The following is a 16,910-nucleotide window of genomic DNA, read 5'->3' as shown; positions in this document are numbered from 1 at the left end:
CCTCATCGGCTGAGACCGTGGTCAAATTGCGCAGGGAGTCGCGCTAATCGACGCTGCGCACGACGGCGTGATGCGTCCAGCCCTGGAGGCGTTGGTCATATGGCTAACGCTTCTTCCCTGATGTCGAGGAACACGCAGATTTTATGAAGCCGATTTTTAGCAGGGGACCTTCCCTGCAGTTGCGCCTCTTTCTGGCAGTCATTGTGGCTATTGCGATTATTATCGCTGATAGCCGCGTGAGCTCCTTTTCCCAGATCCGCAACTACCTGGACACGTCGGTGAGTCCATTTTATTTTCTGGCAAACGGGCCGCGACAGCTTCTGGACGGCGTATCTGAAACGCTGGCCTCTCGCCAGCAGCTCGAACTCGAAAATAAAGCCTTGCGCCGTGAGCTCTTCCTGAAAAACAGTGACCTGCTGATGCTGGGGCAATACAAGCAGGAAAACGCACGTCTGCGTGAACTGCTCGGCTCGCCGCTGCGTCAGGATGAGCATAAAATGGTGACCCAGGTGATCTCAACCGGGACCGATCCTTACACCGATCAGGTGGTGATCGACAAAGGCAGCGTAAACGGCGTTTACGAAGGCCAGCCGGTGATCAGTGATAAAGGTGTGGTCGGCCAGGTGGTCGCTGTGGGCCAGGTAACCAGCCGTGTTCTGCTGATTTGCGATGCTTCGCATGCGCTTCCGATTCAGGTGTTACGTAACGATATTCGCGTGATTGCGGCCGGTAACGGCTGTAGCGAAGATCTGCAGCTGGAACATCTGCCGGGTAACACCGATATTCGCGTGGGCGATGTGCTGGTCACGTCGGGCCTCGGTGGTCGTTTCCCTGAAGGCTATCCGGTTGGCGTGGTGTCCTCAGTGAAAGTGGATACTCAACGTGCTTACACTGTGATTCAGGCGCACCCAACAGCAGGTCTGCAACGTCTGCGTTATCTGCTGCTACTGTGGGGCGCGGATAAGAACGGTGACATGCCAATGGCACCGGATGAAGTGCACCGCGTGGCGAATGAACGTCTGATGCAGATGATGCCGCAAGTCCTGCCGCCCGCAGGCGAAATGGGACCCCCGGCACCGGACATGACGCAACAGATGGGGCCACCCGCGCCCGCCGCTAACGGCAGTCGTTCGCAAGGGATTCCTGCGAACACACGCGGAGGCCAGCCTTGAGTCGATATCGCAGCCAGGGCCGATGGGTTATCTGGCTGTCCTTTCTGATTGCCCTCATTCTGCAAATCATGCCTTGGCCGGAACAGATATTCATGTTCCGGCCTTCATGGCTTTTGTTGATCCTGATTTACTGGGTTTTGGCGCTGCCACACCGCGTGAATGTGGGGACTGGTTTCTTTTTGGGTGCCGTCATGGATCTGGTGGCCGGTTCAACATTGGGCGTACGTGCGCTGGCGTTCAGCATCATCGCGTATCTGGTGGCCTTCAAATTTCAGCTATTCCGAAATCTGGCGTTGTGGCAACAAGCATTAATGGTTATGGTGCTGTCGCTTGCAGTCGATGTCATTGTTTTCTGGGCGGAATTTTTGGTGATCAATGTCTCATTCCGTCCTGAAATCTTCTGGAGCAGTGTAGTCGACGGCATTCTGTGGCCTTGGCTATTCTTATTAATGAGAAAGATTCGCCGCCAGTTCGCTGTTCAGTAAGGAATACTATGATAACCCTGTATCTCGCCTCCGGTTCACCGCGTCGCCGTGAGCTGCTCACACAGCTTGGCCTGCAATTTGAACGTCTTATTACTGACGTCGAGGAGCAGCGCCAGCCGGATGAGGCGGCGGAAGCCTATGTGCGTCGCCTGGCGTCAGACAAAGCGCGAGCAGGGGTGGCTGTGGCACCGCAGGATTTACCGGTGTTAGGTGCCGACACTATCGTAGTGCTCAATAACGAGGTGCTGGAAAAGCCACGTGATGCCGAGCATGCTGCAGAAATACTCAGTAAACTCTCTGGGCAAACGCATCAGGTGATGACTGCGGTGGCGATAGCCGATGCGCAGCGTGAACTAGATTGCCTTGTGACCACTGACGTGACATTTCGCAATATCACGGCAGAGGAAATTTCGCACTATATCGCCAGCGGCGAGCCGATGGATAAAGCCGGCGCGTACGGAATACAGGGCCTGGGCGGTAATTTCGTCCGCAGGATTAATGGAAGTTATCACGCCGTAGTGGGATTACCGCTGGTTGAGACCAATGAGCTGCTGAGCCATTTTCAGTCGCTGCGTGCGTTAAGGGGACAAGATGACGGCTGAACTGCTGGTAAACGTTACACCTTCTGAAACCCGTGTTGCCTATATTGATGGCGGCATCTTGCAGGAAATCCACATTGAGCGCGAAGCACGGCGCGGCATCGTGGGTAACATTTATAAAGGACGCATCAGCCGCGTCTTGCCAGGCATGCAGGCGGCCTTTGTCGATATCGGCATGGATAAAGCCGCTTTCCTGCATGCTTCTGACATCATGCCGCATACCGAGTGCGTCGCGGGTGATGAAAAGAAGAATTTTGTGGTCCGTGATATCAGTGAGTTGGTGCGCCCCGGCCAGGATTTAGTGGTGCAGGTGGTGAAAGACCCGCTGGGAACCAAAGGTGCGCGCCTCACCACTGATATCACGCTGCCATCGCGTTACCTGGTGTTTATGCCAGGCGCTTCCCATGTGGGCGTTTCGCAGCGTATTGAAAGTGAAGCCGAGCGGGATCGTCTGAAAGCCGTGGTCTCCGCTTACTGCGACGATCTGGGCGGCTTTATTATTCGTACCGCCGCTGAAGGCATTTGCGAAAACGATCTGGCGCAGGACGCCGCCTTCCTTAAACGGCTGTGGACCAAAGTCAGCGAGCGCAAGAAGCGCAACCAGACACGCTGCCTGCTGTACGGCGAGTTAGCGCTGGCGCAGCGTGTATTGCGTGATTTCGCGGGCGCAGCCTTGGATCGTATCCGGGTTGATTCGCGTCTGACCTGCGATCTGCTGGTGGAGTTTACCGGTGAATATATCCCGGAGATGGCCAGCAAGCTGGAGCTATACAGCGGTAAGCAACCGATCTTCGACTTGTTTGACGTTGAGAATGAAATCCAGCGTTCGCTGGAACGCAAGGTTGAACTGAAATCGGGCGGCTATTTGATCATCGATCAAACCGAAGCCATGACCACGGTGGATATCAACACCGGTGCCTTTGTCGGGCATCGGAATCTTGACGAAACCATCTTCAACACCAACATTGAAGCGACTCAGGCGATTGCTCGCCAACTGCGGCTGCGCAACCTGGGCGGTATCATCATCATCGATTTTATCGATATGAGTAATGACGAACACCGTCGCCGCGTCCTGCATTCGCTGGAGAGCGCGCTGAGCAAAGATCGCGTGAAAACCGGCATCAACGGTTTCTCGGCACTGGGCTTGGTAGAAATGACGCGTAAGCGTACGCGGGAAAGTATTGAGCATGTTCTCTGTGCCGATTGTCCGGTGTGTAAGGGGCGCGGTACGCTCAAAACCGTTGAGACGGTGTGTTATGAGATCATGCGTGAAATTGTACGCGTGCATCACGCCTACGATTCTGACCGCTTCCTGGTGTATGTGTCCCCGGCAGTAGGGGAAGCGCTGAAAAGTGAAGAGTCACATGCGCTGGCGGAAGTGGAAATCTTTGTCGGTAAGCAGGTTAAAGTCCATGTTGAGCCGCTCTATACGCAGGAGCAGTTTGACGTCGTCATGATGTAAATCGTGAGGTTGAAGGCTGTAACCCAACAGAAAGCAAGGAGAGGTGTGTGAGGCGGTTGCCGAGGATATTGTTACTGCTGCTCGCCGCAATCATCGTTATTGTGGCGCTGCTGGTCAGCGGGTTGCGCCTCGTCATGCCGCATCTCAACAGCTATCGCAGCGACATACTGCAGACGATTTCACGCGTCAGCGGTATGAAAGTGGACGCCAGTGAACTGCAGGGTAAGTGGGAGAACTTCGGCCCAACTTTGCAGGTCCGCGATCTCAATGTCACCATGCCGGACGAGGGACAACTCACCATTGGCCGCGTCAATCTGGCGCTCAATATCTGGCAATCCCTGCTGCACTGGCGCTGGCAGTTCCGCGATCTCACCTTTTGGCAGCTGCGTCTCGAAACCAATCATCCGCTGCTCACCAGCGATCAGCAAAAAAATAGCTTTAGACCGGCGCAGATTAACGATCTGTTCCTGCGTCAGTTTGACCATTTTGATCTTCGTGATAGCAGTATCCGCTTCCTGACGCCCTCTGGCCAGCATGCCGAGCTAGCGATCCCGCGCTTGACCTGGCTTAACGAAAGCACGCGCCATCGTGCGGAGGGGGAAGTCAGCCTCTCCAGCTTTACTGGCCAGCACGGTGTTGTGCAGGTCCGGCTCGATTTAAATGATACCAATGGGCTGCTCAACGATGGCCGCATCTGGATGCAAGCGGATGACGTAGACGTGCGGCCGTGGATTGGCCCTTGGCTACGCGACAATACCAGCCTGGAAAGTGCGCGCTTCAGCCTGGCGGCCTGGGTCAATTTGCGTGATGGCGATGTCTATGCCGGTGATTTACTGCTGAGCAAAGGCGGTGCACGCTGGCGTGGGGAGCAGGGCGATCACCAGTTACAGGTGGATGGATTAACCGCACATCTGTCGCGTTTCCAAAACGGCTGGAGTCTGTCAGTGCCGCAAACGCGCCTCAGCACGGATGGCATTGCCTGGGCACCGGGTCATTTCGCTGTGCTGTGGAAACCGGAAGATCACCAGATGTTAGGCGCGAACAGCGGCGCAGAAGTGCGTGTGCGTGCGACGCAGCTCGATCTGGAACGTCTGGCGCCCTTAGTACCGCTGTTCAAGCCGTTATCGCCGGCTTTACTGGATAACTGGCGTGCGCTACAGCCGCGCGGCAACATTGATGCGCTGGCGCTGGATATTCCGCTGAATCAACCTGAGCAAACACGTTTGCAAGCTAAATGGCGCAATCTGGCCTGGCAGCAATGGGAGCTACTGCCGGGTATCAGCAATTTGAACGGCAGTGCGACAGGCAGCGTGAGTAATGGACAGCTTGATGTGGCGATGGGGCAAGCAGAAGTGCCTTATGGCGATATGTTCCAGGCTCCGTTGCAGATTAAGCAGATCACCGGAAAACTTAACTGGTTACGCGATGCCAACGGTTTAACGCTGGATGGCCAAAACCTCGATGTACAAGCGCGATCGCTGTGGGCGAGAGGGGATTTCCGCTATCAGCAGAATCTTGGCAAATCGCCTCGCCTCGACATTCTGGCTGGTATTCGTGTGACCGATGCGGGCGATGCCTGGCGTTACTTCCCTGAACCCTTGATGGGGCACGATCTGACGCACTTCCTCAGTGAGTCGATCAAAGGCGGGCAGGTGGATAATGCTACGCTGTTGTTCGCGGGGGACCCGAGCTTGTTCCCATTCAAACATAATGACGGCATGTTTGAGGTGTGGGTGCCGCTGCGCAACTCTACGTTCCAGTTCCAGCCTGGTTGGCCAGCGCTGGAGAACCTCGATATCAATCTCGACTTCTTAAACAATGGACTGTGGATGAAGGCGGAGAAGACCAAGCTGGGCGATGTGGACGCGCGCAACGTCAGTGCGGTGATTCCTGACTATCTCAAAGAGAAGCTGATTATCGATGGCGATCTCAGTGGGGAAGGCCAGCAAATTGCAGATTACTTTGAACAGACGCCGCTGAAATCAACCTTGGGTGCTGCGCTACAGCAGTTGCAGATTGGTGGCAACGTCCGCGGTTCGCTGAATCTGGATATTCCGTTGGACGGTGAGCTGGTGCACGCCAGTGGCAGCGTGCTCTTGAACAACAATAGCCTGCACATTAAGCCGTTGAACACCACACTTAACAATCTCACTGGGCGTTTCCGTTACAACAACGGCAACCTCCAAAGCGAAGAGATGCAGGCCAACTGGTTCGGGCAGCCAACCGGGGTCAGCTTTAGCACCACTGAAAATCCGAATGATTTTGGCGTCAACGTCAAACTGCTGGGGGACTGGCAACCGGCAAAACTGAAAGCGTTGCCGCAAAGTGTGCGTAGCCAGTTGAGTGGTAGCCTGGCCTGGCAGGGGAATGTGGATATCACACTGCCGCACAAAGGTGGCGCTACCTATAAAGTCGACCTCAAGGGCGATGGCAAAACAGTAAGCAGTCACTTACCTGCACCACTGGATAAGCAAAGTGGTGAAGCGATGCCGATTGCCATCAATGCCACCGGCGATCTGAATGGATTTACCTTAAGCGGCAGCGTACGTGAACATAACCGCTTTAACAGCCGCTGGATTCTGGAACCGCAACTGCGCGTTGATCGTGGCATCTGGCTTAACGACGCGAAGAGCACACCCAAACTACCCGAAAATCGCGGTATGGAGCTCAATCTGCCCGCGCTGGACGGTGAAGCCTGGATGGCATTGCTGGCGGGGTCGGGTAGCTCGCGCAATGCGCAAGGCGAAACAGAAGTGGGCGGGGCTATACTGCCGGGCGATGTGATTTTACGAACGCCGACATTAACCTTGGGGGGCCAGAAATGGCACGACGTTAACGCCACGGTAACGCAAGGCCCGACAGGCAACACCCAAGTGCAGCTGGCAAGTCGCGAAGCGCGCGGCAATGTGATCACCGCACAGCATGTACCCTGGCAGATCGACCTCAGCTATCTTTATTACAATCCAGAATGGCCAGATAAGCAGGACAGCGCGGCTTCACCGTTCGGTGGCAACAGCAGCAGTATCAACTTCAGCAGTTGGCCAGCCATACAGTTTAACTGTGACGAGTGTTGGTTACGCGGTCAGAAGTTTGGCCACATGCAGGCCAGATTACAGCCGCAAGGCGATACGTTAGCGCTTACTAACGGTAGCGTGGATACCGGCAGTTCTAAGTTGCTGATCAACGGTGAGTGGGTGAACAAACCGGGCGATCAGCGCACCTCTTTGAAAGGGACGCTGAGCGGTAAGAATATTAATGACGCTACCAACTGGTTCGGTATGAACACGCCGCTGCGTGATGCGCCATTTAAACTGGATTATGACCTGCACTGGCGCTCTGCACCGTGGCAGCCTTCGGAAGAGACCTTAAGCGGCACCCTGAAAACCCACTTCGGCAAAGGTCAAATCGCCGATGTGAATACTGGCCGCGCGGGGCAGCTGCTGCGTCTGTTCAGTTTTGATGCCCTGCTGCGCAAGCTGCGTTTCGACTTCAGCGACACCTTCAGCGAAGGCTTCTACTTCGACTCGATCAACGGCACGGCGTGGATTGAAAATGGCGTGATGCGCACCGATAACTTGCTGGTAGATGGGCTTGAAGCGGATATCGCCATGCAAGGTCATATCGATCTGGTGAAACGCCAAATTGATATGGAAGCCGTAGTGGCACCCGAAATTTCCGCCGGTGTTGGCGTGGCAACGGCTTTTGTGGTCAACCCAGTGATTGGTGCGGCGGTGTTTGCCGCCAGTAAAGTCTTGGGGCCGATATGGAATAAGATTTCACTGCTGCGTTATCACATTAGCGGACCACTGGATAAACCGGAAATCAGTGAAGTGCTGCGCAAACCGCGCGAAGACGACAATAAGTGAATTTGACGTTGTCGGGGAATTGCCGCAGGCTATGACTATCCGAGCACATAATGAGTGAGAAACGATGACTCTGAATCTGGTAAGTGAGCAGTTACTAGCTGCGAACAGCATTAATCAGCAGGACCTTTTTTCCCTGTTAGGGCAGCTTTCAGAACGTCGTCTGGATTATGCCGATCTCTATTTCCAGTCTAGCTTCCATGAATCATGGGTGCTGGAAGACAAAATCATTAAAGATGGCTCCTACCACATCGATCAAGGTGTGGGGGTGCGTGCCATCAGCGGTGAGAAAACGGGCTTCGCCTACGCGGACCAAATCACCCTAAACGCCCTGCGCCAGTCTTCTGAAGCGGCACGCAGTATTGTGCGGGAACAGGGAAATGGCAAAGCGCATACCCTTTCTGCTGTGATCAATCGTTCACTGTATGCCCCGATTAACCCACTGGATAGCCTGACGCGCGAAGACAAAATTGCATTGCTGCATCGCGTCGACAAAGTGGCCCGTGCAACCGATCCCCGCGTGCAGGAAGTCAATGCCAGCCTGAGCGGTGTGTATGAGCAGGTGCTGGTGGCGGCGACTGATGGCACACTGGCGGCAGATATTCGTCCGCTGGTGCGTTTATCTATTAGCGTGCAGGTTGAAGATCAGGGCAAGCGCGAGCGCGGTTCTAGCGGCGGCGGCGCGCGTACCGGTTATGAATTCTTCTTCGCCGATGAAAATGGCGATGTGCGTGCAGATGCATGGGCACGTGAAGCCGTTCGTTTGGCGCTGGTTAACCTGTCTGCGGTTGCGGCACCTGCCGGAACCTTGCCGGTGGTGCTGGGCGCAGGCTGGCCGGGCGTGCTGCTGCATGAAGCGGTGGGCCACGGTCTGGAAGGTGATTTCAACCGCCGTGAAACCTCCGTATTCAGCGGTAAGATGGGGCAACTGGTTGCCTCAGAACTCTGCACCGTGGTGGACGATGGCACCATCGAAGGCCTGCGAGGCTCTCTGGCGGTGGATGATGAAGGGGTGCCAGGTCAATACAACGTGTTGATTGAGAACGGCATACTGAAAGGCTATATGCAGGACAAGCTTAATGCGCGTCTGATGGGGGTGCCGCCAACAGGTAATGGCCGCCGTGAGTCTTATGCCCATCTGCCGATGCCACGTATGACCAACACCTACATGCTGGCGGGCAAATCCACGCCACAGGATATTATTCAGAGTGTGGAGTATGGCTTGTATGCGCCAAACTTCGGTGGGGGGCAGGTAGATATCACATCCGGCAAATTTGTCTTCTCCACTTCAGAGGCCTATCTGATTGAGAACGGCAAAGTGACCAAACCGGTGAAAGGCGCAACGCTGATCGGTTCCGGCATTGAAGCGATGCAGCAGATTTCAATGGTGGGCAACGATCTGGCACTGGATAAAGGCGTTGGCGTGTGTGGTAAAGAGGGGCAGAGCGTGCCGGTGGGTGTGGGTCAGCCGACCCTGAAACTGGATAAAATCACGGTTGGCGGCACGGCCTAATGATTCCTGGTGCGCATAAATGCGCACCCTACGAATTACCGTAGCACCTGCTTTCCCTATGGCGCGCCCTGCAACTTACCGTTGAACCTGCTTTCCTCATGATGCACTCCATGAATGATGGCACCGTCCTCTGTAGGGGCGCCATTTATGGCGTCCTCCAATGCCAGGAGCGCAAAAAATGCGCCCCCTACGAAAACCTCACCGAACCCGTAGGGGCGCCATTTATGGCGACCTGGGGTATCAGCTTTTACGATGCTGCTGATACTGCTGCGCCACTTGCTTAAAGTACTCGGTCAGATAATCAATACACACCTGCACTTTCAACGGCATCTTGTCCTTCTCGGTATAGAGCGCATACACCGGACGGGGTTCTGAATAGTATTGCGGGAACAGAATATCGATCTCTCCAGCGTTGATTTCATCAATCACCCACATCAATGGCACATAAGCAATACCACAACCTGCCTTCAGCCAGCGAATCAGCGTTTGTGAATCATTAGTCACGAAGCGCCCTTGCGGTGTGAGCTTGGTGACCAGACCTTCTGGTGCCACCAGCTCAAAGGTGTTATCCGGGCGAACGCTGTACTCCAGCCATGAAAAATTATCGATTTCGCCAGGTTTATCTGGGGTGCCATTGAGCGCCAGGTAGCTTTTTGCCGCACACACCACCATCGGCATCGCGCCGAGGCGACGGGAGAACAGATTGGAATCCTGCAACGCGCCGACACGGACCACCAGATCCAGCCCGTTGGCAATCAGATCCGGAGCCGGAATGCCTGTCACCAGATTGACGCTCAGACCGGGATATTCTTTCAGCATTTCGCTGGTCATCGCCGACAAAACATTTTGCGCCATTGTTGAAGAACAGCCGATGCGCAAAATGCCGATTGGCGTATTATTAAAGGCGTATAGCTGTTCGTGAACCTGTGATGCTTCCGCTAGCATACGGCGACAACCTTGATAGTAGATCTTGCCGGCTTCGGTCAGGCCAAGGCTGCGTGTGCTGCGATTTAACAATTTAACCTGCAGTTCATCTTCCAGTTTGGCCACGATCTGGCTGATTGACGAAACGCTAAGATGGAGTTGACGTGCCGCCGCGGTAAATGAGCCTAATTCAACCACTTTGGCGAAGATGGACATGCCTTTGAGTCGTTCCATTGTTTACTCTGGCTAAAAAGTGATTTAGCTCACAATATGTAGAAAACGTATAGTCAAGCGCGTTACTATACGCACGCTGGGTCTGTTCACCGCACCTTAACACGGCTGTGTTTACTCGATGATACGCTATCATTAGCGCAATGCGGCCTGAATGTTGCCATCAGTCTCCCAATTATCCCCTGACTATCAACCCAACGTGCTACGTGGCATGAGGGTGGGTATCGGTGCGATCCGGCAAGGTCGAACTAAGGAACCGAAATGAGTGTGCTTCCGGTATTTGTGGTATTCGGGCTGAGTTTTCCGCCCATCTTCATTGAACTACTGGTTTCGCTGGCGCTGTTCTGGCTGGTGAAACGCGTGCTGACGCCCAGCGGACTTTACGATCTGGTGTGGCATCCGGCACTTTTTAACACAGCGTTGTACTGCTGTGTGTTTTACCTTGTATCCCGTCTATTCGTCTGAGGTTTTTAAGTGAAAGCGCTAATAAGAAAAATCGCGCGTTACGCGATTACGCTCCTGCTGGTTATCATCGCAATCGTGATCATCTTCCGCGCCTGGGTGTTTTACACCGAATCGCCCTGGACGCGTGACGCCAAATTCTCCGCCGATGTTGTGGCAATCTCACCCGATGTCACCGGCCTTATTACGGATGTGCCAGTGCGTGATAACCAACTGGTGAAAAAAGGCGACACGCTGTTTGTGGTCGATCGCCCACGCTACCAAAAAGCGCTGGATGAAGCCCAAGCCGATGTCGAATATTACCAGGCACTAGTAAACGAGAAACGCCGTGAAGCGGCGCGTCGTAACCAACTCGGCACCAGCGCGATGTCACGTGAAGCTATCGATCAGGCCAACAACGATCTGCAAACCAGCGAACACCAGTTGGCGAAGTCGGTTGCGACACGCGATTTGGCAGTGATCGATTTGGATCGTACCACCATTAAAGCACCGTCCGACGGCTGGGTGACTAACCTCAATGTCTATGAAGGTGAGTTCATCACGCGTGGTTCTGTCGCCGTTGCGCTGGTACAGCAGCACTCGTTCTACGTGTTGGCCTATATGGAAGAGACCAAACTGGATGGCGTACGTCCGGGCTTCCGTGCCGAAATTACCCCGCTGGGCAGTAATACTGTGCTGCGCGGCACCGTGGACAGCATCGCTGCCGGTGTGACCAACAGCAGCAGCAGCGTCGATAGCAAAGGTATGGCAACCATCGACTCCAATCTTGAGTGGGTGCGTTTGGCACAGCGTGTGCCAGTGCGTATTCATCTTGACGATCAGCCCGGTAACCGCTTCCCTGCGGGGACCACCGCCACCGTGGTGATCACCGGTGACAAAGATCGTCAGACCAAAGTCTCGCCGCTGGCGCAGTTCTTTAACCGCCTGCGCGAGTTTGGTTAAGCGAGGGCGTTATGATTGAGTTTTTGCGTTTCCCGGTGAAGCTGACATTCGCGCTGGTCGCCGCGCTGATGATTGGCTTTCACTTTAATCTGGAAACGCCGCGTTGGGCGGTGATGACTGCCGGTATTGTGGCCGGTGGTACCGCTTTTGCTGCAGGGGGAGATCCCTACTCTGGCGCACTGCGCTATCGCGGCATTCTACGCATTATTGGTACCTTTATTGGCTGTATCGCTGCACTCACCATCATGATTGCTACGGTGCGTGCGCCGGTGGTCATGTTGTTACTGTGCTGCTTGTGGGCAGGGATGTGCGTCTGGCTCTCTTCACTGATCAAAGTGGAGAACTCCTACGCACTCGGCCTTGCGGGTTACACCGCGCTCATTATTGTGGTCACGGCAGATGCCAGCGGCGGCCTCACTTTGGCACCGCAGTTTGCTGTGGAGCGTTGCAGCGAAATCGTGATTGGTATTCTGTGTGCGATTCTCGCTGATATGCTGTTCTCACCGCGTTCGATTAAAAAAGTGATCGATGCGGAAGTCGATGCGCTGCTGGTGGCACATTACAAGCTGCTACAACTGTGCGTGGCGCATGGTGATAAAGACGAAGTCGATAGAGCCTGGAGCGCGCTGGTGCGTCGTACCACCGCACTTAACGGCATGCGTAGCCAGTTGTTAATGGAGTCATCACGCTGGAAGAACACCAGCCGACGCCTGCAGATGCTGAATACGCTGTCGCTCACCTTGATCACCCAAGCTGCAGAAACCTTCCTGATTCAGAATTCACGCCCGGAATATATTCCGCCGCAGTATCGTCTGCTGATTGAGAAAGAGGTCAGCAACGTTAACGATGTGCATAAACGTATGAAGGTGATGCGCCGCTTGATTGGCATCACCAGCAAAACGGTGCCGATGACGGTTGCAAGCTGGGTCGGTGCGGCCACGGAGTATCTGCTGTTAATCAACGGGGTGAAAAGCAACAGCCGCATTACCACGCTGGAAGAGAGTATTTTACAGCGTGAAGTGGTGATTCAAGCGCGCTCTGCAGAAACCCATCATGCGATGATCAACGGCGTGCGTACGTTTGTCGCCACGGCGCTCGGTTCGCTGTTCTGGCTGTATACGGGCTGGACCTCCGCCAGTGGCTGTATGGTGATGCTCGCGGTCATCACCGCGTTGGCCATGCGTATGCCGAATCCGCTGATGATGGCAAAAGACTTCTTCTACGGCATGGCGTTTGCCGTTCCGCTGGGCTTGCTCTACTTCGTTTATATCCTGCCTGCGACGCAGCAAAGTGCATTGCTATTGTGTATTGCGATCGGCGCTTTGGGCTTTATCGGCGGTATTTTTGTGCAACGGCGGCAGATCGGGACGCTGGGTGCGCTGATTGGTACTATCAACGTGCTGGTGCTGGATAATCCAATGAAGTTTGAGTTCAACGTATTCCTTGATAACGCGTTGGGTCAGTGGATTGGCAGCTTCGTGGCGATGATGGTGATTCTGCTCATCCGCGATAAGTCGAAAGCGCGTACTGGCCGTAAACTGCTCAACCGCTTCATGTATGCCGCTGTGGCCGCCTTAACAACCAACCAGGCGCGACGTCGCGAGAACCATTTACCTGCGCTCTATCAGCAGTTGTTCTTATTGCTCAATCTGTTCCCAGGCGATATTGATAAATACCGTATCGCGCTGACCTTGATTATTGGACACCAGCGACTGCGCAATGCGGAAGTCCCGATCAATGCTGAGCTGTCGGCGTATCACCGACAGCTGCGTTACACGGCAGATCGGGTCATCTCGGCTACCAGCGATGACAAGCGGCGCTATTACTTTGAGCGGTTGCTGAAAGAGCTGGAGATTTATCAGGAAAAACTTCATCACTATTCGGCACCAGAGAGTGTGACTGAGCCCGTGAAGCGACTCTCGCTGATGCTGGATAAGTATCAGAACACCCTCATCCAAATCTGAAACCGGCCGCTGCACTCCGCAGCGGCTTTTTTGATCCCACGCTGACACAAAACCCTGCGGTTTTGGCATCTATACTTTTCTGACAGGATGCAAACTGACAGGAGAATATCGATGTATAACTCTCTTCAACAACACGCGCTATTCAAAACAGGTTACTTCGCGGCGGGCCAATGGCACACCACCACGGCGACCTTTGATGTGACCAATCCCGCTACCGGCGAAGTACTGGCAAAAGTCGCTAAGGCCGGGAAAGCGGAGACAGAGCAGGCGATTGCCGCTGCGCAGCAAGCCTTTCCCGCCTGGCGCGATAAAACCGCGAAGCAGCGCGCAGAAATTCTTCATCGCTGGTATCAACTGATCATTGAGAACAAAAGCTGGCTCGGACAGTTAATGACCGCTGAGCAAGGCAAACCACTGAAAGAAGCTGAAGGTGAAGTGGAATACGCCGCGAGCTTCATCCAATGGTTTGCCGAACAGGCTAAGCGCGCCAATGGTGAAATTATCCCACCGGCTAAGCCGGGATCGCGCATTCTGGCGACGCGTGAACCTATTGGCGTTGTCGCGGCTATCACGCCGTGGAATTTCCCGATGGCTATGCTGACACGTAAATTAGGCCCGGCGCTGGCCGCTGGTTGTACTGGCATCATCAAGCCCGCCAATAACACACCGCTCTGCGCGTTTGCTTTGCTGGCATTGGCACAGGAAGCCGGGGTGCCAGACGGCGTATTAAACGCGGTGGCAGGTGATACGCACGCTATCAGCGATGCCATTATGGCAAGCCAGGCGGTACGCAAAATCTCCTTCACCGGCTCTACGGCAGTGGGTAAGACGCTGATGCGTAATGCTGCTGAGACCATGAAGAAGATCTCCATGGAACTGGGGGGCAATGCGCCCTATATCGTGTTTGAAGATGCGGATATCGACGCCGCCGTGCAGGGCGCGATCGCCAATAAATTTCGTAATGCCGGACAGGTATGTGTCAGCGTTAACCGCTTTTATGTTCACAATGCTGTCTACGATCGGTTCGTCAATCAATTGGCTGACGCAGTCGGCAAGCTCAAAGTGGGCAATGGCGTTGAAGAGGGCGTGATAGTTGGCCCGTTGATTGAACCTTCTGCCCTAGAGAAAGTGGAAGAGCATGTGAAGGATGCTGTGAGTAAAGGCGGTAGATTGCTAACGGGCGGCGAGCGTCACCCGTTGGGCGGAAACTTCTGGCAGCCTACCGTAATAGGCGATGCTCATGAAGGCATGAAACTGGCGCAAGAAGAGACATTTGGTCCCGTGGCGGCTTGTTTCCGTTTCGATGATGAAGCGGATGTGATTAAACGGGCTAACAATACTGAATATGGTCTGGCAGCCTATTTCTACACGCAAAATCTTCAACGTGTGTTCCGCGTGTCGGCGGCTTTGGAGGCGGGGATGGTCGGTATCAACGAATGTGCGGTGTCTACCGAGCTGGCCCCCTTTGGTGGCGTGAAGGAGTCGGGACTGGGTCGTGAAGGGTCGGTACTGGGGATGGAAGAGTATCTTGAGGTTAAAGCGCTGCACATTGGCGGACTTGCCTAAAAGAGGGCATCACCATGAGAATCGAGCGTTTCGATTTCAACGAAATCGTCGATCAGGCCCATTTCTACCGGCAGTTCAGCGATCGTTTTGGGTTAACAGATCTAGCCATTAGCGATCTTGACGATCTCTGGGATGCGATCATGGGTGAGAAGTTGCCTTTGCCACTGGAGATTGAGTTTGTGAATCTGGGGAAAGGGCAGAAACGCCGCTATGGTGCATTGATTCTGTTGTTTGATGAAGCAGAAGAGGAGCTGGAAGGTCAGCTCCGCTTTAATGTGAAGTGACAAGCCTAAAAAGGGCCCCGGCGAGCGGGGCCAAAGGGTTCGTCAGAATTGACGAGGAATTATTTATAAAGCTCAGCGGTGAGGTGATAGCTGTCACCGGTTTTTGCTTCGATCACTTTATAGGCGCTGGCACCTTGCTCATCGGCTTTCTGAGAAAGCTCTGCGCGATAATCCATTGGTGAGCCACCGGTACCGCTGATGGTAATAGTGCTGCCGGTAGGTTGCAGATTCTGCGCCTGCTCATCTGTCACCAGTTGTGCTGCAGAAGCACCAAAGGCAAACAGGGAAAGAAGGCTGGCGGCTGCGATGGTTGTTTTGATTTTCATAGTTTTTCTCCTCGTTAGAATCAACAACCTGCGGCATAAAAGTGGGTGTGGCGGGTCGTCGATCAATTGTCTGGCGCCGCTCAGGCGCCCGACGTTCGATGTATTCTTATTTGTACAGTTCTGCGGTCACGTGGAAGGTATCGCCACGGTTGTTCTCAATGATGCGGTAGTGGCTAGCACCTTGAGCATCCGCTTTCTGCGACAGTTCCTGACGGACGTTAGTCTGGTCACCGTCAACACCGCTCACGCTGATGGTTTGATTCAGCGGCTGCAGTTGTTCGGCTTGTTCGTTAGACACCAGGCTGGCAGCGCTGGCACCGAAAGAAATTACGGAAGCCAGACCCAATACTGCGATAGCTAATTTGGTTTTCATGATTCACTCTCCTGAAATTTGGTTTGGCAACCTGAGAGGCAAATGCGTCTCAAACGGGTCGCCTTCACACTGCGTCTTGATTCAGCAAACTTATTTATAAAGCTCAGCGGTGATGTGGTAGCTGTCGCCGGTATTCGCTTCGATCACGCGGTAGGCTTTTGCACCTTGTTGATCGGCTTTGGCATTCAGCTGGTCACGAAAATCCATCGGAGAACCGCCTACGCCGCTGACGCTAATGGTGCCGGCAGGCTGCAGATTCGCTGCTTGTTGGGCATTGATAGAATCTGCTGCGAAAGCACCAAATGACAGGGCAGATAGAACACTCAGGGTTGCGATAGTAGCTTTAACTTTCATGGTTTTTTTCCTCGTCTTCTGTTTTTATCTTTTTGTTTCGTGTGATTCGCATCACGAAAAGAAGTATAGATCTAATCACCCATGAAATTAATATCTGGCTAATAATGTTTGGTTGTTATTCTTTGTCCTTATGACACCTTTTTAGAACCTGAAGTTATAAAAACCGCCTGGATCTTAACCATAGACTGTTATTTGTCCGTAAAAACAATGATCTGCATCAAATTATCTTTTTGTGCGAAAGATCGTGGTCGATCCCGCTGGCTGATACGCCATTAGAAGCTATAACGGCTGAGCACGATATGTAAAGCAGTGTAAAATAGCGCATATGGTTAAGAAGGGGAAAAGGTCGTACCAATATGGCAGCAGATGCAGAACAGGCTGTTATATAGG

Annotated in this window: 15 protein-coding genes; 11 read left to right on the top strand and 4 right to left on the bottom strand. The window is 53.8% G+C overall.

Going from position 1 to position 16,910, the window contains the following annotated elements; genetic code table 11:
• Positions 1–143: 143 nt before the first annotated feature.
• The 6 genes from mreC to tldD all read left to right on the top strand — a co-directional run bounded on the left by mreC (position 144) and on the right by tldD (position 9,094).
• On the top strand, positions 144–1,172 hold the full coding sequence (mreC, locus tag F3J38_RS18740; protein ID WP_167140865.1) for a rod shape-determining protein MreC: 1,029 nt from the start codon (positions 144–146) through the stop codon (positions 1,170–1,172).
• Entirely contained in the window at positions 1,169–1,657 is a 489-nt protein-coding gene (gene mreD, locus F3J38_RS18735; protein ID WP_084937995.1) for a rod shape-determining protein MreD, read from the top strand. The genes mreC and mreD overlap by 4 nt, the downstream gene beginning before the upstream one ends.
• 8 nt (positions 1,658–1,665) lie before the next feature.
• Complete coding sequence (locus F3J38_RS18730; protein WP_084937992.1) at positions 1,666–2,259, top strand: Maf family protein; 594 nt, start codon at positions 1,666–1,668, stop codon at positions 2,257–2,259.
• The gene (gene rng, locus F3J38_RS18725; protein ID WP_084937989.1) at positions 2,249–3,718 is read left to right on the top strand and encodes a ribonuclease G; all 1,470 of its coding nucleotides are present in this window, start codon (positions 2,249–2,251) and stop codon (positions 3,716–3,718) included. The genes F3J38_RS18730 and rng overlap by 11 nt, the downstream gene beginning before the upstream one ends.
• Positions 3,719–3,765: 47 nt before the next feature.
• Positions 3,766–7,584 (top strand): AsmA2 domain-containing protein YhdP, encoded by a 3,819-nt coding sequence (gene yhdP, locus F3J38_RS18720; protein ID WP_167140864.1) that lies wholly within the window; start codon positions 3,766–3,768, stop codon positions 7,582–7,584.
• Positions 7,585–7,648: 64 nt separating this feature from the next.
• On the top strand, positions 7,649–9,094 hold the full coding sequence (tldD, locus tag F3J38_RS18715; protein ID WP_167140863.1) for a metalloprotease TldD: 1,446 nt from the start codon (positions 7,649–7,651) through the stop codon (positions 9,092–9,094).
• A 240-nt stretch (positions 9,095–9,334) separates the two neighbouring features.
• Here tldD and aaeR read toward each other — a convergent pair whose 3' ends face one another.
• Positions 9,335–10,252, bottom strand: a complete 918-nt coding sequence (gene aaeR, locus F3J38_RS18710; RefSeq protein ID WP_167140862.1) for an HTH-type transcriptional activator AaeR — start codon at positions 10,250–10,252, stop codon at positions 9,335–9,337.
• Between the two features lie 258 nt (positions 10,253–10,510).
• Here aaeR and aaeX point away from each other — a divergent pair, with 258 nt between their 5' ends.
• The 5 genes from aaeX (at position 10,511) to F3J38_RS18685 (ending at position 15,467) form a co-directional block, all read left to right on the top strand.
• Entirely contained in the window at positions 10,511–10,714 is a 204-nt protein-coding gene (gene aaeX / locus F3J38_RS18705) for a p-hydroxybenzoic acid efflux pump operon protein AaeX (RefSeq protein WP_084937982.1), read from the top strand.
• 9 nt (positions 10,715–10,723) lie between these two features.
• Positions 10,724–11,653: a p-hydroxybenzoic acid efflux pump subunit AaeA gene (aaeA, locus tag F3J38_RS18700; protein WP_167140861.1), complete on the top strand. Its 930-nt coding sequence runs from the start codon at positions 10,724–10,726 to the stop codon at positions 11,651–11,653.
• An 11-nt stretch (positions 11,654–11,664) separates the two neighbouring features.
• Positions 11,665–13,617: a p-hydroxybenzoic acid efflux pump subunit AaeB gene (gene aaeB / locus F3J38_RS18695; protein WP_167140860.1), complete on the top strand. Its 1,953-nt coding sequence runs from the start codon at positions 11,665–11,667 to the stop codon at positions 13,615–13,617.
• 111 nt (positions 13,618–13,728) lie between these two features.
• Positions 13,729–15,183 carry an NAD-dependent succinate-semialdehyde dehydrogenase gene (locus tag F3J38_RS18690; RefSeq protein ID WP_167140859.1) on the top strand — a complete coding sequence of 485 codons (1,455 nt, stop codon included), beginning with the start codon at positions 13,729–13,731 and terminating at the stop codon, positions 15,181–15,183.
• Positions 15,184–15,197: 14 nt separating this feature from the next.
• Positions 15,198–15,467: a barstar family protein gene (locus tag F3J38_RS18685; RefSeq protein WP_167140858.1), complete on the top strand. Its 270-nt coding sequence runs from the start codon at positions 15,198–15,200 to the stop codon at positions 15,465–15,467.
• Positions 15,468–15,526: 59 nt separating this feature from the next.
• Here the strand turns inward: F3J38_RS18685 and yhcN (F3J38_RS18680) are convergent, their stop codons facing one another.
• The 3 genes from yhcN (F3J38_RS18680) to yhcN (F3J38_RS18670) all read right to left on the bottom strand — a co-directional run bounded on the left by yhcN (F3J38_RS18680) (position 15,527) and on the right by yhcN (F3J38_RS18670) (position 16,520).
• Entirely contained in the window at positions 15,527–15,793 is a 267-nt protein-coding gene (gene yhcN / locus F3J38_RS18680) for a peroxide/acid stress response protein YhcN (RefSeq protein ID WP_167140857.1), read from the bottom strand.
• Positions 15,794–15,899: 106 nt separating this feature from the next.
• Complete coding sequence (locus tag F3J38_RS18675; protein WP_167140856.1) at positions 15,900–16,166, bottom strand: YdgH/BhsA/McbA-like domain containing protein; 267 nt, start codon at positions 16,164–16,166, stop codon at positions 15,900–15,902.
• A 90-nt stretch (positions 16,167–16,256) separates the two neighbouring features.
• Entirely contained in the window at positions 16,257–16,520 is a 264-nt protein-coding gene (gene yhcN, locus F3J38_RS18670; RefSeq protein WP_084937965.1) for a peroxide/acid stress response protein YhcN, read from the bottom strand.
• Between the last annotated feature and the right edge of the window lie 390 nt (positions 16,521–16,910).

This window comes from Candidatus Pantoea formicae, from assembly GCF_011752625.1.
GTDB lineage: Bacteria > Pseudomonadota > Gammaproteobacteria > Enterobacterales > Enterobacteriaceae > Pantoea > Pantoea formicae.
This window is presented reverse-complemented; position numbering and strand designations above follow the sequence as displayed.